Annotated in this window: 21 protein-coding genes; 10 read left to right on the forward strand and 11 right to left on the reverse strand. The window is 44.5% G+C overall.

Annotated elements, in window-relative coordinates; translation table 11 throughout:
• Positions 1–5 precede the first annotated feature (5 nt).
• From MZO40_RS01610 to MZO40_RS01640, 7 genes are all read right to left on the reverse strand, one after another.
• The gene (locus MZO40_RS01610) at positions 6–923 is read right to left on the reverse strand and encodes an ABC transporter ATP-binding protein (RefSeq protein WP_105960630.1); all 918 of its coding nucleotides are present in this window, start codon (positions 921–923) and stop codon (positions 6–8) included.
• A 525-nt stretch (positions 924–1,448) separates the two neighbouring features.
• Complete coding sequence (locus MZO40_RS01615) at positions 1,449–1,940, reverse strand: hypothetical protein (RefSeq protein WP_003637401.1); 492 nt, start codon at positions 1,938–1,940, stop codon at positions 1,449–1,451.
• Between the two features lie 473 nt (positions 1,941–2,413).
• Positions 2,414–2,977: a hypothetical protein gene (locus MZO40_RS01620; RefSeq protein WP_252133060.1), complete on the reverse strand. Its 564-nt coding sequence runs from the start codon at positions 2,975–2,977 to the stop codon at positions 2,414–2,416.
• The gene (locus MZO40_RS01625) at positions 2,940–3,212 is read right to left on the reverse strand and encodes a hypothetical protein (RefSeq protein WP_252133061.1); all 273 of its coding nucleotides are present in this window, start codon (positions 3,210–3,212) and stop codon (positions 2,940–2,942) included. Before MZO40_RS01625 ends, MZO40_RS01620 begins: the two co-directional genes overlap by 38 nt.
• 19 nt (positions 3,213–3,231) lie before the next feature.
• Positions 3,232–4,020 (reverse strand): hypothetical protein, encoded by a 789-nt coding sequence (locus tag MZO40_RS01630; protein WP_105960633.1) that lies wholly within the window; start codon positions 4,018–4,020, stop codon positions 3,232–3,234.
• A 35-nt stretch (positions 4,021–4,055) separates the two neighbouring features.
• Positions 4,056–4,385 carry a helix-turn-helix transcriptional regulator gene (locus MZO40_RS01635; RefSeq protein ID WP_050338345.1) on the reverse strand — a complete coding sequence of 110 codons (330 nt, stop codon included), beginning with the start codon at positions 4,383–4,385 and terminating at the stop codon, positions 4,056–4,058.
• A gap of 144 nt (positions 4,386–4,529) precedes the next feature.
• Positions 4,530–5,246 carry a GntR family transcriptional regulator gene (locus MZO40_RS01640; RefSeq protein ID WP_003637398.1) on the reverse strand — a complete coding sequence of 239 codons (717 nt, stop codon included), beginning with the start codon at positions 5,244–5,246 and terminating at the stop codon, positions 4,530–4,532.
• Between the two features lie 606 nt (positions 5,247–5,852).
• Here MZO40_RS01640 and MZO40_RS01645 point away from each other — a divergent pair.
• Genes MZO40_RS01645 through MZO40_RS01655 form a run of 3 tightly spaced genes read left to right on the forward strand, consistent with a single transcriptional unit; the run spans position 5,853 to position 8,959 of the window.
• Positions 5,853–6,413 carry an ECF-type riboflavin transporter substrate-binding protein gene (locus tag MZO40_RS01645; protein ID WP_252133062.1) on the forward strand — a complete coding sequence of 187 codons (561 nt, stop codon included), beginning with the start codon at positions 5,853–5,855 and terminating at the stop codon, positions 6,411–6,413.
• A gap of 4 nt (positions 6,414–6,417) precedes the next feature.
• Positions 6,418–8,118, forward strand: coding sequence for an ABC transporter ATP-binding protein (locus MZO40_RS01650; RefSeq protein WP_122217466.1), 1,701 nt, complete (start codon positions 6,418–6,420; stop codon positions 8,116–8,118).
• Between the two features lies 1 nt (position 8,119).
• On the forward strand, positions 8,120–8,959 hold the full coding sequence (locus tag MZO40_RS01655) for an energy-coupling factor transporter transmembrane protein EcfT (RefSeq protein WP_003637395.1): 840 nt from the start codon (positions 8,120–8,122) through the stop codon (positions 8,957–8,959).
• A 27-nt stretch (positions 8,960–8,986) separates the two neighbouring features.
• On the opposite strand, the gene MZO40_RS01660 is transcribed toward MZO40_RS01655, so the two are convergent.
• A complete protein-coding gene (locus MZO40_RS01660; protein WP_105960634.1) occupies positions 8,987–9,169 on the reverse strand; it encodes a hypothetical protein in 183 nt (60 codons plus the stop codon).
• Positions 9,170–9,300: 131 nt separating this feature from the next.
• Here MZO40_RS01660 and MZO40_RS01665 point away from each other — a divergent pair, with 131 nt between their 5' ends.
• The 5 genes from MZO40_RS01665 to MZO40_RS01685 all read left to right on the forward strand — a co-directional run bounded on the left by MZO40_RS01665 (position 9,301) and on the right by MZO40_RS01685 (position 14,457).
• Positions 9,301–9,639: a helix-turn-helix domain-containing protein gene (locus tag MZO40_RS01665; protein ID WP_088770264.1), complete on the forward strand. Its 339-nt coding sequence runs from the start codon at positions 9,301–9,303 to the stop codon at positions 9,637–9,639.
• A complete protein-coding gene (locus tag MZO40_RS01670; protein WP_050337952.1) occupies positions 9,629–10,438 on the forward strand; it encodes an ImmA/IrrE family metallo-endopeptidase in 810 nt (269 codons plus the stop codon). Before MZO40_RS01665 ends, MZO40_RS01670 begins: the two co-directional genes overlap by 11 nt.
• 1 nt (position 10,439) lies before the next feature.
• Entirely contained in the window at positions 10,440–11,063 is a 624-nt protein-coding gene (locus MZO40_RS01675) for a hypothetical protein (RefSeq protein ID WP_252133063.1), read from the forward strand.
• A gap of 307 nt (positions 11,064–11,370) precedes the next feature.
• Entirely contained in the window at positions 11,371–12,480 is a 1,110-nt protein-coding gene (locus MZO40_RS01680) for an NADH-dependent flavin oxidoreductase (protein ID WP_105960635.1), read from the forward strand.
• A gap of 786 nt (positions 12,481–13,266) precedes the next feature.
• Positions 13,267–14,457, forward strand: coding sequence for a replication initiation factor domain-containing protein (locus MZO40_RS01685; RefSeq protein ID WP_225367177.1), 1,191 nt, complete (start codon positions 13,267–13,269; stop codon positions 14,455–14,457).
• 277 nt (positions 14,458–14,734) lie between these two features.
• On the opposite strand, the gene MZO40_RS01690 is transcribed toward MZO40_RS01685, so the two are convergent.
• Positions 14,735–15,211, reverse strand: a complete 477-nt coding sequence (locus tag MZO40_RS01690; protein WP_181185821.1) for a TetR/AcrR family transcriptional regulator — start codon at positions 15,209–15,211, stop codon at positions 14,735–14,737.
• A gap of 111 nt (positions 15,212–15,322) precedes the next feature.
• On the opposite strand from MZO40_RS01690, the gene MZO40_RS01695 reads away from it, so the two are divergent.
• Positions 15,323–17,902, forward strand: coding sequence for an RND family transporter (locus MZO40_RS01695; protein WP_105960974.1), 2,580 nt, complete (start codon positions 15,323–15,325; stop codon positions 17,900–17,902).
• 941 nt (positions 17,903–18,843) lie between these two features.
• Here the strand turns inward: MZO40_RS01695 and MZO40_RS01700 are convergent.
• Together MZO40_RS01700 and MZO40_RS01705 are read right to left on the reverse strand one after the other, a co-directional pair.
• Positions 18,844–19,554, reverse strand: a complete 711-nt coding sequence (locus MZO40_RS01700) for a uracil-DNA glycosylase family protein (protein WP_105920206.1) — start codon at positions 19,552–19,554, stop codon at positions 18,844–18,846.
• Between the two features lie 152 nt (positions 19,555–19,706).
• Entirely contained in the window at positions 19,707–21,224 is a 1,518-nt protein-coding gene (locus tag MZO40_RS01705) for a hypothetical protein (RefSeq protein ID WP_105960973.1), read from the reverse strand.
• Between the two features lie 289 nt (positions 21,225–21,513).
• On the opposite strand from MZO40_RS01705, the gene MZO40_RS01710 reads away from it, so the two are divergent.
• Positions 21,514–22,407: a hypothetical protein gene (locus MZO40_RS01710; protein ID WP_105960972.1), complete on the forward strand. Its 894-nt coding sequence runs from the start codon at positions 21,514–21,516 to the stop codon at positions 22,405–22,407.
• The last annotated feature ends 144 nt before the right edge of the window (positions 22,408–22,551 follow it).

The raw sequence follows: 22,551 nt of genomic DNA on the forward strand, positions 1-22,551 counted from the left end.
CCGAATCACTTCCCGTCATCATGTGGTTCATCAGCGGTGTAGTAGCGCATGAACAAGTCTTCGAGAGTCGGCGGTGTCGTGGTCAACGTTAACAGTTGCCGCTGCGTTAAATATTGCATGACGACACTCAGTTGGTCCGCATCGACTGCCAGACTGACGTGATTTTTGCCGTGCCGCGCAGTGACGCCATGAACGCCCGGTAATGTTGCCAAATCGGTCAAGGCCTCTTGTGTCTGAACGTCCACCGTTGTCCGAGTTAAATGGCGCATTTCGGCCAAGGTCCCTGTCTCAACGATTCGTCCTTCACGAATAATCGCAATCCGGTCACACATTTTTTCAACCTCCGACAGGATATGACTCGACAGCAAGACGCTTTTCCCTTGTTGCTTTAATGCCAGGACCTCGTTTTGAAACGTCTGTTCATTCAATGGATCTAATCCGGAGGTCGGCTCGTCAAAGATATAAAAGTCCGCATCTGTCGAAAAGGCCGCAATCAAGGCCACTTTTTGCCGATTGCCTTTAGAATAGGTGCGCGCCTTTTTACGCGGATCCAATTCAAATTTATCAATCAACGCATCCGTCTTCGCGGTATGCTGCCCACCGTTCAGCTTCAAAAACAGGTCAATGATTTCACCACCACTCAAATTCGGCCACAAATAGACATCGCCCGGAACATACGCCAACCGCTTGTGAATCGCAACGCTCTCTCGCCAGACATCTTGGCCAAAAATCAGCGCATGACCACTAGTCGCCCGCAAAATCCCCAGTAATACCCGAATCGTTGTCGACTTTCCCGCACCGTTCGGGCCAATAAAACCAAACACTTCCCCCGGCCCAACTTCAAAATCAATATCAGCTAACGCATTGAACTTGCCAAACCGTTTCTGTAAATGCGTAATTTTTAACACTGGTTCATCAGCCATACCACTCACTCCCATCTCCCGAGCTCGTCAACAAGTAACTCGGTTGTATTGTTGCCGCTATCATACGCACTATTGACTCGTAAGTCAATGACTGGCGAGTCAATTTTTCTGCTATTTTAGCTTAACGGTTTGAAACGCTGCAACATCAGTTATTCTCGCTCGTTAAGCTAATTAAGTATCCACGAAGACGAGTGGTAGATTGGCGCAATGTCCTAACCTGACGACACTATTTCGTGGTTTAACTTCAGTGCATATTTCCCGCTTACGTGAACTCGCCAGTTGATTGCTCAACCTACCTTCTTCGCTTAGTGTCCTAACGACCTAAGCAATTGAGCCAATCGAGGCCTTACATCTAACCCCAGTACGACCATAATCGTAAAGTTAACTTTTTTATTTCCCGGGAAATAATCTGGGTAATTATTAGATTGCCGAACGATTCCCCTTAAAGATTGCCCGAATTCGACTCATGCTCAGCCAACAAAAAAACACCCCGATTATTCGGAGTGCTTAAATGTATGTACGCGCCTAGTCCGTACTTGATTCTTCATATTCTTTCAATACGGGCATCACATAGCGTTGTTCAGCTTGCTTGCGCGCCATAATTGCATCGTCCATATCTGCAAATTGTTGATTTAATACTAACCGACCACGATACATTAACCGGGCCACCCATTTTTGTGAGCAACGGTCAAAGGATACCCCAATGACGCCACTCCGGTTACGGCTATTCGGCTTCAATCGATCGACTGAAGTTCCTTGATATAGCGGTAAGTTATCACTCCGTCCCATGTTTTTACGTGTTTGGGGATTCTCGAAAATATTCTTCCGACTGACATCCGCGCGTAAACAACCACAGCTTTTCGTAATTCCTTTCCGTAACCGATAACTATCGACAACTACCTGTCGACCACATGAACACTGACACAACCACCGTGCATTACCATTAGGTGCACTTTCAGCCCGTTCGAGCACAGTCAAACGGCTAAAAGTCTCACCTGTCAAATCCTTGAGTCGCATCAAAATCACCTCACTAAGCTTTCTGCATATTTAGTCCGACCACATTAAATCCAATCGAGCTTGTACTGTCTACGGTAACCCGATTATATGAAATATTTGTGACGAATAAAAAAATTTTCATTGTTAAATTTGCGCCTATCTTCTTATTTGGCGGAAAATACGTCAATACTCCGCACATTCCAGCTTTGTCCTTTATACTAGAATACTACTATTATGTTTGTGTGTCACTTATTATTATTTATATTATTTTTAGCTGATTGACTAACCCCGCTTGAATGCCGCTAGCGATGCGCCTTAAAGTGCAGTAACGACCTGCTTAATTGGCTTGGCACCCCACAAACAAATTCCGACCACTTAGCGGGTTAATCCCCACCATTGGACGTCAAAAAAACGCCACTTCGTCGTAACGACTACAAAGTGACGTTTACGTCTATGTTCAATTAAGGGCCTGTCAGTCCAGATAAAAAAACTAATCAGACAAACCAACCGACTGGTGCCAGTCCCAGCCAACTGAAAATGTCGATGTGTACTTGGTCAGCGGTTACTGACTGGATCACTTGCTTGATTTCGGAAGTGCTGGCCAATGTTTGGACATCATACCAATACTTGCCGCGCTTGTCATGGCCGACCAGGGTCCACCGACCTAAAGATTTTAGTTCTGGCGCTTCAACATCCAACTCTGCCGTTAACGGACTCACAAAGACGTGCATCGTTGGCATCCACGCGCCGTCGTACTGCTCAGTCTCTCGGCGCAACTGACTGATTTGTGATTGTAACCGTCCGGAGATGCGATACAGTCCGAGAATGGCTAATAGTCCCACCAACAATAGCAGCAGCCAAGGCCCTAGCAAGTCAAATTGTTGCCGCTGAATCAAAAGTACCAGGAACAAGCCCCAGACGATCACCCCGGCATACAAACTCAAATTGATCGTATTCATCGCCTGGTCGCGCAACTGTAACGCAACTTTCAAGCGCATTTGCGGGTCGCTGGGAGCCAGCTTAGTCTGTTTCGCTACCCGTATAGATGACGTCGACATTCGTCCCCTTCACTGGAACTGTCGTCAACACTTGAAATGCACTGTTGCGGTCAGTCACCGTCGTCGAAACATCCTGCGTCACGTATTCACTGAAGACACGGTAGGTCGGCTCAACTTTTTTAAACTGATACCAATTTCCATGAATCCCCGTCAATAAATGGTGCCGGGCTGCGAGGCCGTTTAGCCACGTTAACTCCTGTTCTGAACCCTTAATTAAAAACCGATGCCGCCACATAATCCCACGTCCTTTTTTACTAAAGATAACCAATTGGTGCTAATCCCAGCCAGCTGACAATCGATACGGTAACGCTACGGCTAAGTGCTGGCTGTAGCGTTTGCTTGATTTCACTGGCACTGGCTAACGTTCGAACATCATACCAATACATGCCGCGATGATCTTGCCCCACGTACTGCCACTGGCCGATACTAGCGACTTTTTCAATCTCAAGCGGTGCCGCCATGTTTTTCAAAAAGACGTGCATCGTTGGCCGCCACGCATCATCATACTGTTGCGTCACGACACGCAACACGTTGGCTTGCTTGTGAATCCGACTCGCCTGCCACGCCGGATAAAAGCTAAATAGGATCCAAATCAAACCATACCAGCCGCCCCACGTGTCGTTCATGAGCCTGAAATAAATCAAAATCATTGCCAGTAGTAATCCCAGAACAACCCTGAGATTCATCACATTCATCAAGTGTCCCCGCTGTGCCAACGCGACTTTCAATTGCAGTGGGGCATTTTGCCGATCAACGCGCGTCACGTCCAGACTGGCTTGTGTCGTGGCCGTATAAATGACTTGGACGTCCGGCTGCCTGAGCTGCAGCTTGGTCACCAATTCAAACGGCGGCTGACTCGTCTCAATGTCCGTCGCCACCTCGCTCGTGACATACTCACTGAAGAGCTGCACTGGCGTCTTGGTCGCCTGAAATTGATACCAATTACCCGTAATTCGGCATAACCGCTGTCCCCGCTGTGCTTGCTGGTTCAGCCATTTGAGCTCGTCATCCGAGCCTTTGACCGTAACATGATAACGCCACATCTTACCACTTCCCCCGTGATATCAGCCTGTTATATCTATAGGCCTTCTTGTTCACAAATCTGGTTCAATAATTGCAGCCGTTTCCGTTCAGCTGCCAAGACCGATTCGCCACTCCCCGTGATTTCATACGTGTGCACGTCATTTTCATCCACGCGTTCCGTCATCAAATAATCCTTGGTCATCGCGTGTAAGTTGGTGAACAGGGTCCCCAAGCCAAGCTGTAGCTGATTTTGCGTCAACTCAGCGATTTTTTCCGGAATCGCTTCGCTAGTAATCGGCTTGCGGACGCTGACTAAGACCAAGAACGCCGCTTCCGTCATTGGTTCATACTTGTCGATCAATCGTTGATAGAAATTAGCTGGCATCATCACATCTCCTCATATCGCACGCTTGTTAAAGCGCTTTCTAAAAGCTAACTTAATTATGGTCCACCGCTTAGTCGAATGCAACTTTCACCAGCATTTTCAGCAAAAAATCGGCAACCACTGTCAAATGTGGTTACCGATTCTTTAATGGAGCTGTACATCAGCGACAACCGAACTCGTCGCGTATGGAAAGTGTGATTCTGACACTTCAAACGGCTGGCCGTCATCCATATAACTGATCTGATTGATGATCAACACGGGGTCATTTAATTTTGCCCCCATGGCCGCCACGTCATCAGCCGTAACTCTACCGGCGGAAATAATGCGGTGCGATCCAGCAATTTTCTTACCGCTATGCTGTTCCAAGTAACCATAAACGGAGCCTTCCAGCACCTTTTTCGTCAACGTGACGATTCCAGTCGGCATAATCGTATGTTCATAGGCCCAGACTTTGCCATCGACATAGCGCGTCCGCCGCATCACGTAGACGGGATCCATCTCGTCGATCAGCAGTTGTTCGGCTTCACGCTTCGTTGGCAACCGTGCTTCTAGTTCTAGCACTTTACTCGTCACTTTTTTACCGGCGTTGGTTTGGGTCGTTCCGAGTGGCTTGTCCACCAACGTTTCCTGCCGTCTTTCGGTCAAACCAAAGTCTTTACGGACAAAGGTCCCAGCCCCTCGTTTCGAGTACACCATCCCTTCGATGATTAATAATTGAATCGCCTTATGAATGGTGATCCGCGTCGTATCAAAGGTCGCCGCTAATTTATTTTGATCGGGCATTAATTCTCCCGGCGTATATTTGCCAGATTTAATTTCTTCTCGCAAGGTATCCGCAATCGTTTCGTATTTATAAGCCAAATTCTACACACCCCTTTTACCATTTGGTCTTGTCAACTAGTTTACCCCTTTTAGCAGCTAAATGAAACGATTTGTATATACTTTTATCAGCTTTGTTTAATTACTAATCATTCTGTCATTAGCTCGCCAGATTGCCGCTAACTCCCCTGGAATGTTCGGCTTTTAAATGCGCTTTTTTCGGTTTTTCCGACCAATCTAAATGTAACCGAATCCATCCGTTCGGTTTAGCTTGCACCCTACTGTACTTTGGCGTATGCTTTAATAGTTAAATTCAGATGAGAAAAAGCTGTGACGAGATGAGTAAACTAAGACGTGTGCCTAGAGAGTCGCTGATTTGGTGCAAAACGACGATACGCTTAGTCGAAGATGGTCTTGAAGAAGCTACTGGGGCGACCCAGTCGGAGCGATTCGTTACGATCATGATAAGCCCGCCATGCGGGAAATCTCGGTGGTAACACGCAAACGCGTCCTGGAAAGCATTTTGCTTTTAGGCGCGTTTTTTAGTTTTCATCGTTGATCTGAATTGACGATTAGAGATATTGGTTTTGCGGTTCATAATGATTATTGTTCACGATATTATTTTTATCATATAAGGAGTGTTGTACTATGCAAAATAAGCAATCTAATTCAATTCGTACCGTCGTCGCTACTGGGATTGGCGCTGCCGTCATCTTCGTTCTAATGAAGTTTGTCGCCATTCCAACTGGGATTCCGAACACGCAAGTCAACATGGCGATGGGCTTTCTGGCCTTGTTAGGCGCCATCTTTGGCCCGGTCGCAGCTGGACTCGCCGTATTCATTGGTCACGCCCTCAACGACTTCGTGACTTACGGTTCGCCTTGGTGGACGTGGGTCGTGGTTGATGGACTGATTGGGGTCGCCTTTGGTTTAGCGAAGAACCGTCTCAAGATTGAAAATGGCGTTTTAGGTAAGGCCAAGCTCATCTGGTTCAACATTTATCAGATTATCGTTAACTTTATTGGCTGGGTGCTTTTAGCGCCAACCGGTGATATCATTATTTATCACGAACCGGCCAACAAAGTCTACCTCCAAGGTGTCGTGACTTGGATCGCCGATTCTATCTCAGTTGCCATTATTGGGACGATTCTGCTCGTCTTATACGCGCGGACGCGGACTCAACGTGGGAGCTTAACAAAGGAACGTTAACATGATGAGTGCACCGATTATCAGCTTTAAAGACTTCTCATTTCAATACAACAGTCAAACGGAACCAACGCTGCGCCACGTGAATCTCGATATTTATCCTGGTGAAAAAGTTTTGATTGCGGGGCCTTCGGGTTCTGGCAAATCAACCTTGGGCCGCTGTTTAAATGGCTTAATCCCGCAGTCTTATACCGGCACCATCAGCGGGCAAGCGACCGTGGCAGGCCAGGATATTACCCAGAGCTCCATTTTTGCGCTATCCCAACATGTTGGTACCGTGTTGCAAGATCCCGACAGCCAATTCGTTGGTCTGACCGTCGTCGAAGACATGGCTTTTTCACTGGAAAACGACCAACAATCCCAGTCTGAGATGCGAACTGCCACCAACCAGTGGGCCGACACCTTAGCGTTACAAGACTTGTTGACCCACCGGCCACAGGAACTATCGGGTGGTCAAAAACAACGCGTGGCGATGGCTGGCGTCCTGATCGACAACAGCAAGATTCTCCTGTTTGATGAACCCCTAGCTAGCCTGGACCCCGCGTCAGGTAAAGCGTCAATGGCGCTCATCGACCAGTTGACGCACACACAGGAACTGACCGTCGTCATCATTGAACACCGAATTGAAGACGTCTTACAGCAGCCCATCGACCGGCTCATTATTATGCAAGACGGTGCCATCGTCGCTAACGACCGGCCAGAGACGATTCTGCGGCAATCACTAATGACCCAGCTCGGCTTGCGGGAACCGCTCTACCTCTCAGCACTAAAACTCGCGGGTGTCGACTTAACGACGTGCCAACATTTAGATAATCTGCAAGCCCTGCAAGTTCCTAACTTGAAACCGACGTTGCAGGCGTGGACGGCTGGCGTTCAACTCAATCCGCCCGTCGTTCACGACCAGCCCTTACTGACCATTGACCACTTGAGCTTTGGCTATGAGCCGACTAAGCCGATTATCAATGATGTTAGTGTCACCCTTCACCGTGGTGAGATGATCAGCCTTGTTGGCCAAAACGGAACTGGTAAGTCAACATTAAGTAATTTAATTACGGGATTTCTCACGCCACAAGCTGGCAAAATGGTGTTTAACGGCCGTTCGTTAGCGGACCAATCAGTCAAAGAACGGGCTGATCAGATTGGCTATATCTTGCAGGATCCCAATCAAATGATCTCTAAGACGATGATTTATGATGAAGTCGCCACCGGTTTACAGTTACGCGGTGTCCCTGATGATGAAGTTGAGCGCCGTGTCTTGGCCGTTCTAAAGGTCTGTGGCCTCTATGAATTTCGTCATTGGCCGATTTCCGCGCTGAGTTTTGGTCAGAAAAAACGGGTCACCATCGCCGCCATCCTGGTCTTAGAACCAGCGATGCTAATTTTAGATGAGCCGACCGCGGGCCAAGATCTCAAGCATTACACGGAAATGATGACTTTTTTGACGACCATCAATCGCGACCAACAAATGACGATCATGCTGATTACTCACGACATGCATCTGATGTTGGAATACACGGATCGCACCATCGTCCTTGGCCATGGCAAGATTTTGATGGACGCCCAGCCAGCCGATGTTTTGACGAACACGGCGATTATCCAGCAAGCATCACTCGCCGAAACGAGTCTTTACACGATGGCGGCTGCCAACGAGTTGGACCCCACTGAATTCGTTGCCAAATTTGTTCAAGCTGAACGGGAGGGCCGTTAACATGCAACATGAACTACTCATCGGCTACACTGACCGCCACACCTTCTTGAATCGCCTCAGCGGCAGCACTAAGCTGCTCTGTTTCGTCGGCCTATCGATTATCGGCATGATGACCTACGACACGCGCTACTTGATTGGTGTGATGATCTTCTCGTTGATTGTCTTTCAACGTGCCAAAATTCACTATCGCGACATCGCGTTCGTCCTCAACGTGATTATTGGGTTCTCCGTTCTGAACTTAGTCATGGTCTACGTTTTCGCACCACACTATGGCGTTTCGATTTATGGTACGGAACACTTGCTGCTAGGTCAATCTGACCATTACTTTAACTTGACGGCTGAACAGCTCTTTTACGAGTTCAACTTGTTACTGAAATATACCTTTGCCGTTCCATTAGCGCTGATTTTTCTAATGACGACTAACCCGAGCGAGTTTGCGGCGAGTCTCAACAAGATTGGTATCTCCTATCGCATTAGTTACTCAGTCGCCATCGCGCTTCGCTACATTCCCGACGTTCAAGCGGATTACCGGACCATTAGCCTTGCCCAGCAAGCCCGTGGTTTTGAAATGTCGAAGAAGGCCCACTTTATGACGCGGGTCAAAGGTGGCCTCCAGATTTTGTTACCACTGATTTTCTCCAGCTTGGACCGCATCGAAACCATCAGCCAAGCCATGGAACTCCGCCGCTTTGGTCAGGGCAAACGTCGTAGCTGGTACATGGCGCAACGCTTCAAGCGCAACGACTACCTCGCATTAGGCCTAGTCGCCCTCATCATTATCCTCGGCATCGCCCTGTTTGGCGTGAATGGTGGCCGTTTTTGGAATCCGTTTAAGGCGTGAACGTGCGGTCTTAGCATTGATGCTAGCTTAATATGTATGCGAGCCTGCGAGACGGCTCGAAATAGACTGATAGGACGAGAAACTGGAGAGGGTTTCTCGTCCTATTTTAGTTTGGCTGTCGAAAGAAATAATCCGTTTTTCGGCGCTTGCTATTTTAAATCCGGCTTCATCTTTCAGTACATAACGAGCAGCCGCATCTCGGGTTGCCATCTATTTACTCCTGGTATCTAATTTATTATGTAATTTGCAATTTAGACTTAAAAAATGCAAATATTTGCAAACGATGCTATACTTTACTCAAGCAAAATAGACTGAAAATCTCAAAGAAAGGGATACGAATTATGAATACTCAAGCGATGTTAATCCAAATCAAAACGTGGTTAAAAACAAATCACAAGTCTCAAAAATGGTTAGCACAGCAAATTGGTCTGTCACCTGCATTTCTTAGCCAAATACTAAGTGGCACACGGAAACTCCAGACTAAAAATATTATCGCAATCTCAAAAGTAACCGCCATTCCTTTAGACACACTGATTACATCTGAACACGTTGATAACAAGGAACCACAAATTGTCTTGAGGGGCAGTTTATCAAGTCAGAATTCCAAAAAGAAAATTGAACAACTTTTATGGGATATCCAGCAATGCGTTGATTTGGAGGCGACCATTCATGATGCATAATTCCAGTGCAATTGCGTTAGCTGAGTCTGTCGCAGAGAATATCGCTAGCACCTTTCTGACCAACTATTTCGGGTCAGACATTTTTATTGGCGCTGATATTGAACGCATTCTTGCGGAACAAGCTAATATTATTTATCAAGATGTTGCTGACCCGAAGTATTCTGGTGCAGCCGTTTCTTATAAAGGCACCCACTTCATTGCACTAAACACTCACCAAACTTTGCGCGCACGATACTACAGTGCTGCCCATGAACTTTGGCACTTAGGACTAGACACTAATCTATTCGGAGACAATCACAATAAAGCCCTCAAAATAACAAACACCCCTGATTTTGACACTGAACGAGCCGCTGATCACTTTGCAGCAGCCGTCATGATGCCAAAAGACGCCATAATTCGCACCTGGCATAAGTACGTTCACAATTACAGCAAGCCCAATCGTCAACTGGCACAAACGGCGATTATTCGCGTTGCTAATGTTTCATCCATGCCATACGAGGCAGTCGCTCGCCGCTTATCAGAACTCGATTTATTGTTAAGCACATCATTGGTCCGTTTAACAGAAGACGAATGGCAAGCAATTGTCAGTGCTTCTAGTTTCCCGCCAAGCCCGCTAGACCAAGTAGTCCCGTTCAAAAAGTTTTCGCACTATTCTACCGTCGTCAATCAACTGGTCGACCACCAGCAACTGTCATTATTGGAAGCCGCACAACTTCTGACATACGCAGATCCAACAGTTGCGAAGAACTTCTTAGAAAGACGCCAAGCGCTCGTCAACAAGCTTGAAACAGGTGATTAGTATGAACCGACGCACTGAGCGTGTATTCATCAATACGAACATGTTGTTCTTCGCGACTCAATACAGAAGGGACGATGTATTCTCCTGGTTCAATCAGCTCTATGGCAACATCTGGATTCACGTAGATGTCTTAGAGGAGATGTTGGACCATCGAAACCGTGTCCTTTCAGAAATTAATGCTGGACGCTGGCGGCTCTTTGATCCCAGTCGCATGCTCTCAAGTGATGCCCAATTAATATACAGTGCACAGCATCGTGCTATTAAGGCGGCCCTTCAAAAGCTTGATACACAACGGGCAATGAATGGGCAACGAATTAAGCACACCGCTAATACTGGCGAAATTTCAACATTGGCAGTATGCCTAACAGAGGATGCACGCCTGATATGTAGTAATGACTTTGACATTCGCAATGTCGTCCAAGCCGAGCACTACACCTATATCGCAGATGACAACAGCGAACACCTAATTGTACAAGATAGCGCCGCTGACTTCTGTTGTGCCTGCGTTGCTGAAACAACTATCACTAAATCTCAAGTGAGACACTTCTTCAAAACAATTTTCGATCATCAAGAAACACGTCAACGGGAACTGAAGAGACTTGATGAGCGTCTCACAAAAATATGAGCTGCTCATTTCGTATCTAAATCAGCTTGTCTTCTCCCTCATTAGCCAGTCACCTGAAAGAGGTCCCATTATCCCCCTCTTTTCGTCATCGCCAAACGATCCAACTTATCGATAAAATCACCCAAACTTACACAACTACCCTGATTAACCGCCAACATAAAAATCATTATTCCACATCACCAATACTGTTATGCCAAAAGCGACTAAAAACGCCGACTTTAAAATTGATAAACCAACGTCCATCCACTAAACTAAAGTTAACTCTTACAAAAAGTAAGCATAAACCGTTTCGAAAGGATGTTTTATTGTGACTAGTTATGATGAATCACTGCAATTTAAGTCTGGCGTGACTCTGCGCAATCGGCTGATGATGTCGCCAATGACCACGACGCAAAGCTTTTATAATGGGAGCATCACCCGTGATGAGATTGACTATTATACGCAACGAGCTGCAGGGCTCGGCGCTGTCATCACTGGTGCAGCTAACGTTGAAGACTTAGGTAAGGGCTGGCACGGTGAATTGAGTATCGCTCACGACAGCATGTTGCCAGGTTTAAGCGCACTTGCAAAGGGCATTCAGAGCCAAGGTGCTAAGGCAATCGTCCAGATTTTCCATGCAGGCCGGATGACCCATCGGGAAGTCTTGAATGGTGAACAAATCGTCTCCGCCAGTGCCGTTGCTGCCCTGCGTGACGATGCTGAAACACCGCGGGCGATGACGATCGACGAGATTCACGCCACGATTGACGCATTCGGTGAAGCAACCCGCCGCGCCATTCAAGCTGGCTTTGATGGCATCGAACTCCATGGTGCCAACACGTATCTCATTCAACAATTCTTTTCACCACACAGTAATCGTCGGACGGACGAATATGGTGGTAAGACACCACAAGAACGTTATCGCTTCATCGATGAGTTGTTGCAATCAGTCTTTAAAGCGGTCGACAAATACGCGGACCGGCCTTTCATCGTCGGCTACCGTTTCTCACCCGAAGAATTCGAAGAACCTGGGATTCGGTTTGAAGATACGCTTTGGCTACTCTCGCAACTACGCGACAGTCGACTCGATTACGTCCACGTTTCACTGAACAACTACGATCGCGTTGCGCGAGATGAAAACCATGCCGATAAACCACTAATTGCGTATGTTCACGACGCGTTGCAAGGCAAACTACCGCTCGTGGGGGTCGGCGGTGTCCGGACTCGTGCCGATGTACAAGCCGTGCTGCAAGACGCTGAGCTGGTCGCTGTGGGACAGCAACTCCTTTATGATCCAACTTGGGCTGTCAAACTAGCCAAAAATGCGGACGATGCAATGGTTACGGCACCGTTTGAAGAAGCGGTCGAAGTCACCCCACTTAACCGGCCACTGTATGAATTCGCAGCTGCACGTTATCATAGCGTGATTAATTCTTAATTATCAGTGAGCTGATTGGCAGTGATGCCGTTGCTGGGTTACCGCTGAGAAATAAAATAAATCCAAGTTACAAAAAGTCGCTCCAAGATTGCTCTTGAAGCGACTTTTTTGTGGATAGATTTAATTGGTACGCTGAAACTTGTGGGCGGTACTGGCCGTGAAACAAGGTTGTTTTATGTGGTCGGCTATCTGAACAGCTTAACAACCAGTAGTAACTGATTACTCTCGGTCAGTACTGCTCGAACAAATCACTCGATACAACGGAATGTTTCACGTGAAACCGATTAAACTATTATATTCTAGAAACATTGTTGATATATCGGGCTTTGAAGCCCTTATGGAAAACTAAAAAATACTAAATTGACCCCGAAGTGTGCACCAACTGTGCATCACAAAATCTAAAATCAAACCATTCTAGGCGACTAATTCATTCCGAATTAATCGTCTTTTTCTGTCGTAAAATTCAAACAAGCAAATTAAGAATACAACAAAGTATCAGCCAATAAACTGTAATCCATGAAAATTGGTATAGCTTCCTATCAAACTTGACCGTTGCCGCGACGCGCGTGCAGCGCGAAAGCGCAGGCGCGAGCAACGGGCGGTCGGCGTAAGCCGGCCGCTTTAACCCCCAGTATCTAACTAGGGGGGTACAAAATAACATTTAGCAATCCTTAGAACACGGTACAAATGGCAATATAGCGCGGTTTAGTGGTTAGATAAGTCTGCCCAATCAAAATTTGTTTGTTGGGGTTAGACAGTAAATTTGAATAGAAAGCAGGTATTGTAATGACGATGACTTGGAGTGAACAAATTAAGACACGGCGTCATGAATTACAGTTGACGCAAACAGCGGTTGCTAGCCGAATAGGCATTACAACTAATTACCTCGCCCGTTTGGAAAACGCCCACGACCACCCAAGTAGCGGGCTACAGGCACAGATTGATCGGACGTTGAAAGATTGGAGTGACCTATCGCCACTAACGGTGCAAGTCGATTATTTACGCGTTCGCTTTCCTACCAATAAAGCTGACCATATCATCAAAGATTTATGCTGGATCGACAAAGACTTTATCAACTATAAGGACTGGGGCCGCTATGGCTACGCTGATCAATACCAACTAGGTGATATCACCATTTTAACGTCTACGCCGACACAAAAGTTAGGCATATTACTGGAAATGCACGGATCCGGCTGTCGTCAATTTGAAAGTATGCTAATTGCGCATGGTATGGTTTGGGAAGATTTTCTCTACACTTGTTTACAAGAAAAAGGTATTATCAAACGGATCGACTTTGCGATTAACGACCACGTTGGCCTACTCGCCATTCCTGAACTAGTAAAAAAATGCCAGAACAACGAATATATTTCAGTCATGCGTAAATATGAAGCTTTAGCTTCTGGCAAATTGATAGATGATAAAAGTGAAGCAACTGGTGACACGCTGTATTTAGGTTCTAAGAAAAGTGATATCTATTTCTGTATCTATAACAAGGAAGTTGAACAAGCGCAAAAAGGCGTCACTCTGAATGCAGAGCAACGCCCAATTAAAACGCGGTTTGAAGTCCGCTTATTCAATGAGCGCGCTATACTAGCGGTCGAGGATTTCCTCAGCCACCGTAACTTGGAAAATACGGTGTTTGGGATTATCCAACGGTATGTGCGCTTTGTCGATAAACGTACTGGGAAAGCTCGTAATCAATGGCCGCTGAACAAGCGCTGGGCACAGTTCTGTGGCAAGAACCGCGCACCGGTACAATTAACCTTGGCCCCAGAACTGCCCAATGTTAACCGCCAGCGTGCATGGATTCAGACACAAGTGGCGCCTACATTGAAAGCTTTATTCAATATTGACGGCTATCAAGGAACGCTGGAAACCATGCAAGATATCAAAAATGCCAAGTTATCTCCACAGCAGGAAGCCATGATTAGGGAACAAACTGTTGGTGTAGACTACCTTGTTGAACAACTGGGATAAGATAAAAAGCGTTGATAATTTAAACTTATTTTGACCAATCACCTATTAATTCAACATAACAATAACCCTTAGTTTGCTTGCCTTGATAGCTGCCTGAAACTTGGCTGGCGCCTTCATAGTGATTATAAACACGTAATTGGATTAATGCTTTTTTCGCTAAAGAACCCTGGGAAAGTCAAGCTAACCGAATTGACGACAGAAGTAATTCCAATTTTATCAAAAAAATAATCAGGATAAAAACTGCAATAATCCTAAACAAAGGTCAAAAGTAGCCTCATTAGTTGCGCATTAGCAAAATCAAATAGTGTATAACATCATCTTTATTAATTCTATCAGAATTTTCAAGCCATCCCTCTAGCATGCCAACCGTCCCTCGGTAGATTAATTCGTTAGCAGCAAACGTTTCGTTATTTTTAAAAATATTTTTTTGAAAAAAATACCGAAAAATTATATCAAATTTACCACGATTTTTAAGAAGATTCCGAAAGAAAACAAAGTTATCCTCAACAAATTTAACTAAAATATTGATACTATCAGAAAATGAATATTGCTCAAGATTCTCATCTGGCATTGTGCTTTCAAACATTTCGCGGATTAAATCATCAAAACTATTAAAATGGCGATAAAAAGTACTGTGATGGATTTGAGCCAGCTTAATAATATCGGTTACAGTTATCTCTTTTTCTGTTTTTTGATTAAACGAAGTTATTGCTGCATCAATAATTTTTTTGTGAGTTGTTTCGTATTTCGACATGAACATTACCTCTTCTTCTAAAAAAGGACAATTGTCTTTTTTTGTATCTTATCACAACTTAGTTACTTGTATAAAATGATTATTTGTATTGATAGCTAAGGAGTTGTGAAAATGGTTAAAAAAATATTCAAGAAGTTAGCTGCTATAATTCAAAAGAAACCTAAAACAATCATCACTGTTGTTTTAGCTATTACTGCAATTATGGCACTAGGTTTATCTAAGCTACAGCTTAAGATGGGTAATGACGTTTTTGTAAGTTCAAGTTCTAAAGTATATAAAGATACTTCAACTTATCAAAAACATTTCGGCGGAGATTCTGCATATATTCTAATTTCAGGCAAACAAGCGGACATACTCTCACACCAAACTTTTAAAAAAATCAATAAGTTAGAATCAAAATTAAATGACGTCGATAATGTTCGTAGTACGACAAGCCTGCTTTCATTAATCAATCAAGAATTGAGTAAGCCAACTACTGGAAACTCAATAATGACTAATTCCAATCAAGATTCAAAGCAGGGTCAAAAGTTAATGACCGATTTAATGGATAGCTTATCAGCCAAAGACAAGGTTACTTTACAGGAATCGATTCAGCAGACATTAACTACACCACAAAAAACAGCACTAAATAATTACACGATAAATCTGTTAACCCCGCAACAAAAGGCAAAAGTTGCCGCTGGTCAAGATACGAAACTCATTCTAACAGGCACACAATTACAACAGACACAAGCCTATATGATGGCAAATCTAAATGCTCAGCAGCAAAAGATGATGGCAACACAGTTGATGAAAAAGATTCCTCCTGTTCAATCAATGTCGACTGTGTTACTTAGAGATCTAGTACTAAACGCTAACGGTAATGTAAAAAGTAACTTTAAAACGTTGTTACCAAGTAACGGTAAAAGTATTTTAATCATGGTAAATACTTCAGATAAAACTGATATGAGTACAATGGTTCAGTTAAAATCTGATATAAATCATCAGATAAAGAGCAGCCATATTAGTCAATCATTGAGAGTTCGTGTTGCTGGGAACCCAGCTGTCATGGGTGATGTTAAAAATCAAGTCATGCAAACTATGATGGAAATGTTGGCCCTTGCAGTTGTTATCATGATTGTTGTGCTTTTTATAGTTTTTCCGGTTCGCCGAAAATTATTAGCTCTGGCTTTTGTTATGCTAGCCTTAGTTTGGACTTTTGGCTTAATGGGGTTACTGCGCTTACCTATCACGTTAGCGACTATGGCTACCTTACCAATTATTATTGGTCTGGGAACAGACTTTGGTGTTCAATTTCATAACCGTTATGAAGAAGAATTCAAAAAGAATTTGTCGAGTAAAGAAGCTATAACTACAGCAATCATGAAAATGGGACCGGCTGTCGGTATTGCAGTGATTGTTATGGCATTCAGTTTTTTGACGATGTATTTATCTAAGGCACCAATGATGCAACAATTCGGATTAACGTTAGTTATTGGTATTCTATCAGCATATATAGTCGAATTTTTATTGATGTTCAGTACGTTAGGATTACTTGATCGTCATCCTAAGCTTAAAAAGCAGAAGAAACTGGCACAACCTTCAAAAATATCATTGTTACTTGCACAGTATGCTAATTTTGTTATGAAGCATGCTATGATTCTAACAATTATCGGGGTCGTCTCAGCAATTGCCGGATTTAGTTTGGAAAATAAAATCCCAATTGAAACTAATATGATGAAAATGATTCCACAAGATATGCAATCACTGAAAGATACTAAATATTTACAAAAAAAGATTGGATCAACAACTTACATCACCTTTTTAGTTAAAGATAATGATGTCACCAATAAACATTCCATGAATGCGGTCGATAAATTAGCGCAGGATGAAGACAATAAATATAAAGACATCTTGGATACAATCACACTGAAATCAACATATGTCCAAATAAACGGTTCAATTAGTAACGCAACACAAGCACAGGTAACTCAGAATGTAGATAATTTACCAAATGCAATAAAATCTAGTGTAATAGGTACAAATAAACATTACACAACTGTTCAGTTTAAAGTAAATGGCAAATTATCTTCTGATGATCAAAAAAGATTAATGGACAAAATCGACCATGACTTAAATAGTCAGCACCACAGTTTTGAAATAAGCCCTGCCGGTGCACAGGTTATGATGTTACTGGGTATTACTAATGTTTCTGCTAATCATTGGCTAATTATATTTGCTGGTTTGGCGATTATTTTTATTGTGTTGTTAATAGTTTATCGTAAATTTGGGACTGCAATCCTACCTGTGCTTCCAATTGCAGTTGTTTTAGGTCTCTCACCGTTAACACTTTACTTGATTGGAGAATCTTATAATCCACTAACTATTGCTTTAAGTTCTTTGGTTTTAGGTATTGGTACTGAATTTACAATTCTAATACTCGAGCGCTATAAAGAAGAATTAGATTGCGGTAAATCTGTTAAATCTTCAATCGTCTCTTCGTTAGGTTCGGTTGGTCAGGCTATTACCGTATCTGGCTTGACAGTCATTGGCGGGTTTGCAGCAATAATATTCGCCAACTTCCCAGTATTAAGCTCTTTCGGGCTTATCACTGTTTTGGACACTATGTATTCGCTTGTATCAGCCTTAACTATTTTGCCAGCAATAATTGTCATTGGTGCAAAATTTTCTAAAAAGTTAAAACACAAATAATTTAGAGGAATGGTAATCAGTTTGGTGCACTGGTTGCCATTTTTCTTCCTTAAGTTTATTACGTAGCTTTGACTTGAATATTGTTGAATACTTAATATCGAGTAAGACTATTTATCCGAATTTTCGAAGAAATCTATTAGCCCGGCATTTGTAAGACTTTAAGTAAGATAAAAAGCTCCCCTTAATCTATAAGCTCAAATTTCATGAGCTATGGTGAAGGGAAGCTTTTTATACGTCAACCCAATTTAACCAAAGACAGAACCGTTGAATAATTTACGGTTGGACAAAAATGTCTGAGCGTAAAAGCTTGATTGGTTAGCGACAATATCATCGTAAAATAGCGCTATAAATGAAAAAGGTGAACTTCATTCGAATTCGAGCACCAATTAATCGGCTAGAAATAGCTATTTGATAGGTTTATCCGGAAAACAGGAAAAACTCCGGCAACTTTTTTCCAAAATGGAAGAAAGTGGTAACAAACAACTAGGTTTGGATCAGAGATAACCTCTTACTCATTTTTGAGTAAAACTGGTTGGGATTTATCGGAAAAATCCGATAAACTTGTTCTAATAGGCTTTCCACCACTAATTACACAACCAATTAATCTTTTTTCGGTGTTTTCTCTAGAACACGGAAGGCGTCTGCCAAAGTTTTAGCTGCCGCTTCTTGCGCTTTACTCTTACTAAACAGCTTGCGGTTCTCTGGTGACGTGGTGACGTCAAGGTGGCACAAAAGTTAAGCGTCTTGTTAGGCGCTCCAGACAAAGAAGCGTCCAGTGTGCACTGACTGTGCACCAAGGCAAAAAGAACCCCGCTAAACGTTGGTTTAACGGGATTCTGAAAAGTGATTAATCGTTCCATGTGAAACAGCGAGATTGCATTAAAATCATTCAACATGAGATAGTCTGTAACTATACCATCAACATAACAGAAGCTTAGCCCTTACTTACGCATTAAGGCCGTCAGATATTTTTCCAAATACAGTTCCTTTTTCTGAGGGTGATATTGCGTGATGAATCTTGGATGTTCTAGCGGGATAATCTCCTTGAAAAAATGATACTTGTGATTGATTTTTTGCAGTGCTTTAAAGTTGTCACCACTACCAATACAATAACAAACAGATGTATCGATTCCAAAACTAATCTGTTGCTTTAAAGAACTGACAATAAATGGGCGTAACGATTGTTCAAGTGCTTTGTCCTCATAGTAATTACAATTAACCTCATGGCCGTTCTTGCTTTTCTTGGCCAAGCCTAAGGGACAAACGAAGCTCATGTAAAAGTCACGATAAAATTGCTGACTCCCACCGTATTCACGAATTACTTCATACAGAAAGTTTGAGGACGATTGGCTAATATAAAAATCGTCCATCGCTATTCCAGATATCTGTTGCAGATGGAACGCATCTTCAAACGGAACACCGGTTATCGCGGTTCCTTTTCGTGCCGGTGAACTTCCTAGAATCAGTCGTCTTTGCCGCGTATCATTAAAATATTTTTGGAAAAATGCTGCTGTAATTTGAGCCACTTTTACGCTTTGAGTCCCATTATAAGGATTGATTATCTTAAAATTCTCAGGTAACTCAATCACAGTTTTCGACAAGTCACTGTAAAACGCCAATACCCGTTCACCAAAGCTTTCTTGTTTAGGCACATCTATCCCCTCTTCTTATTACGCTATCGTAATCTAGAATCTGACCAACGATGGCCCATTTATTGAACTTTGTCACTACACCTTGTTTCACACCTCGCTACCAAAAACCACTCATCTCATCACCAGTCCCCCCATTGTTTCACGTGAAACATTTACGACTTCAGCAACCACGTTAACTGCTGCATTGCCCGCTGATGGTCACCTTGATATTGATGAGCCACATAGTAATAAGCCAGTGTTTCATGTGCAGTCGCCTGCTGAGCCGCTGGTAATTGATAATACCGGTCAAAGGCCGCTTCAAATGCTGCTAACGTGGCCGCAGACGGCTGTTCACGCCGACAGAACTGGCGGAGCTCCGTCCGTGTCATCCGCGTCCGGGCAATGGGCTGCCGTTCTGACTGTTGCACTAGCCGCTGAGTAAGTTCCCGTTTCATCGTCGCATCCGCATGTTGTGACAACCAAGCTTGAACCCGCTGTGAATCAGTCTGTGCGGACAATTGTTCGAACCAAGTCAATGATAATGGTTGGCCCCAACGCGTTGTCAGTAGTTTTTCCCAATCCGCGCGCTGAGTCGCTTGTTGGTGATAACGCCAGCCCCAACAGCTATTGAAGACATCATCATAAAAACGGGTCGTTTGGCGCTCATCTAGTTGCTGCGTCACTTGATTGAGTTCCGTGACAAATTGGTGATCCAGCATCGCTAATCGACGGACTTGAATCTGACCTGTTTGCCGATACTCTGTCACCATTTGACCAAACTGATAAGAATTAACAAGTGGCCGTTCCGTCGTTGGCGCGGATAGTTGCTCAAAGCGTTGCTTGGCCGTTGCGCGGTCTGGCCGGGTCACGATGATTGCCGCCAACTGTTGTAAGTAGTGGCGATAAGCTGAGCTTTGACGCAAATCCTGCTCAGCTTGTTCTGCGGTTTGGGCGGCTTGTTGCTGACGTTGCTGTTGATTTTTGAGCAGTTGTGCGTGGGCCGCTTCTTCGGCAGTCGTAATCGCGTCCTGTTCAAACTGAGCCAACCGTCGATAAGTTTGCTCCGCCGGCTTCAATTCTTGTAATGGCAACTGTTTGGTTTTGTGCCGTAAATAGGTCGTCACAGTTTGGGTGGTCGTTTGGCGCAACTGTCGCGCTTGTGGGACTTGCTCGCTTGGTAACTGTGGCAACCACGGTTGGGCGAACATGATCGTCGGGACGACTGGAATTGCCGTCGTCAGGGTCTGGTACTGTGCGACCGCGTAGAAGTTATCTTCAGTCGTGATGACCATCAGGTACCGTGTCTCGGCGTTCATGAATTTCTTGACGCACTCCGAACCCACGATCAGTTCCCGGTGGTTATGCTTATTTTGCACATGATATTCATACCGAACCGGTTTATGGCACAGCTCGCAATGATGCCATTCGCGGCGTGCCTCACTTGGATTGACGACGTACGGCAAACTGGCCAGTAATTGCCATTCGTGACTACAAGCGCTAAGCCATTGCGCGTGCTCCTGTAGAATCAAATTACGAACGGTCGGCTTCAGAAAGTCACTGTCCGCTTTGACGGTCACGTGCGCCCTTAATAAGGCACTGATTTGTTGAAGTGTTGTTCGCCGCCGCGCGCGTTCGCTTAATAAGAAAAAGCGATTTTCAGCGGGCGTAATTAAGGTTGTTGCTGCTGGCAATCCTGCCACCCCTCTCGTTGAAAAATACCGTTCTAGCATACCATAATTTCACGCTATAATGCGAACGTTCGTTCTCAAAATAACTAATTTCGTCTCGCTAGTTACGATTGCGTCTTGCTCAGCAACGCGACCACCGTTAATCAGTTAGTTTGTTATCAGGTTTTTATCCTGAATTGTAAACGACCGCCCTTTTGCCATCTTTTTTACCCAGATTAATTGTTGCGTTCCCATGGTGGTGCTAAACTAGCGGCGATTCAAAAATAAGTTTCAATTTAGGGGGATTCTTGATATGAAAAAATTAACTACAGTCGTTGCAACGTTAGCCTTAGCTTTGCCACTCACCGCCACAACGTTTGTCGGGTCCACCTCGGCCAGTGCTGCAACTGCGACCCCAAAGCCGACTCATCCCTTAGACAAAGTGAGTCATTTTCGCGCCACTTCAGTGCATGTGCAACACACTACCACGCTGACTACGATCCAGTTTGCCGCTGACCGCGCCAGTGCCACAACGACGCCCGCGAAAACTAAAATTGCACCCAAAACGACCTATACCGCGACCAAAACCATTATCCTAACCACCGGCAAGCATGCGACCACGGCCTACACGCTCATCAGCAAGCACGGCAAAGTTCTCGGTTGGGTCAAAACAGTCGATTTGACGAAACCAGTAACTCATCCGAAAGCCACAACTAAGTCAACCCCTAAGCGTAATGCTAAAGCCACTAAACGCGCGACTAACAAACGGACGCCAGCACGTAAGGCAGCCCTAACGGCCAAAAAAATCACCTTAGTCGCCAAACATCCTAAGACCAGCATCAAGGCTACAACTAAAGCGACGCACCCGAAGGCCAATAAGACCGTAACCAAGGCCACTAAACGGGCACCCAAGTTGACCATCAAACCAGCTTCCTCGACAAAAACCGCCGAAAAGGCCATTCAAAAGACCACTAAGAAGGTCACTCGGAAGGCCACTAAGAAAGCTAATCGGCAAGCGGCCAAGAACATCACGAAAAAAGTGACGAAAAAGGTTGCCCCGGAAGTAGCTTCGAAAGCAACCAAAAAAGCGGCCCCGAAAGCCACCAAGAAAGTGACAAAGCTGGCCGCTAAAAAGCACTCACCGTTAAAGCCAACAGCAGCCCATCCGACTCACAAAACTAGTATCAAAGCATCTGCAAAACTTTAGCTGAGCTGGTAGCGCTGACTCGAACCACCGCAATTCCTTAAAGGCTCAATCCTAAATCATGCTGCAGCCCCCAATGCAGCATGCCAAAAATGCCACCCGTGACTGATTAAGCTCAGCACGAGTGGCATTTTCATTTTTAATGGT

This window comes from Lactiplantibacillus sp. B652 (assembly GCF_023806745.1).
GTDB lineage: Bacteria > Bacillota > Bacilli > Lactobacillales > Lactobacillaceae > Lactiplantibacillus > Lactiplantibacillus pentosus.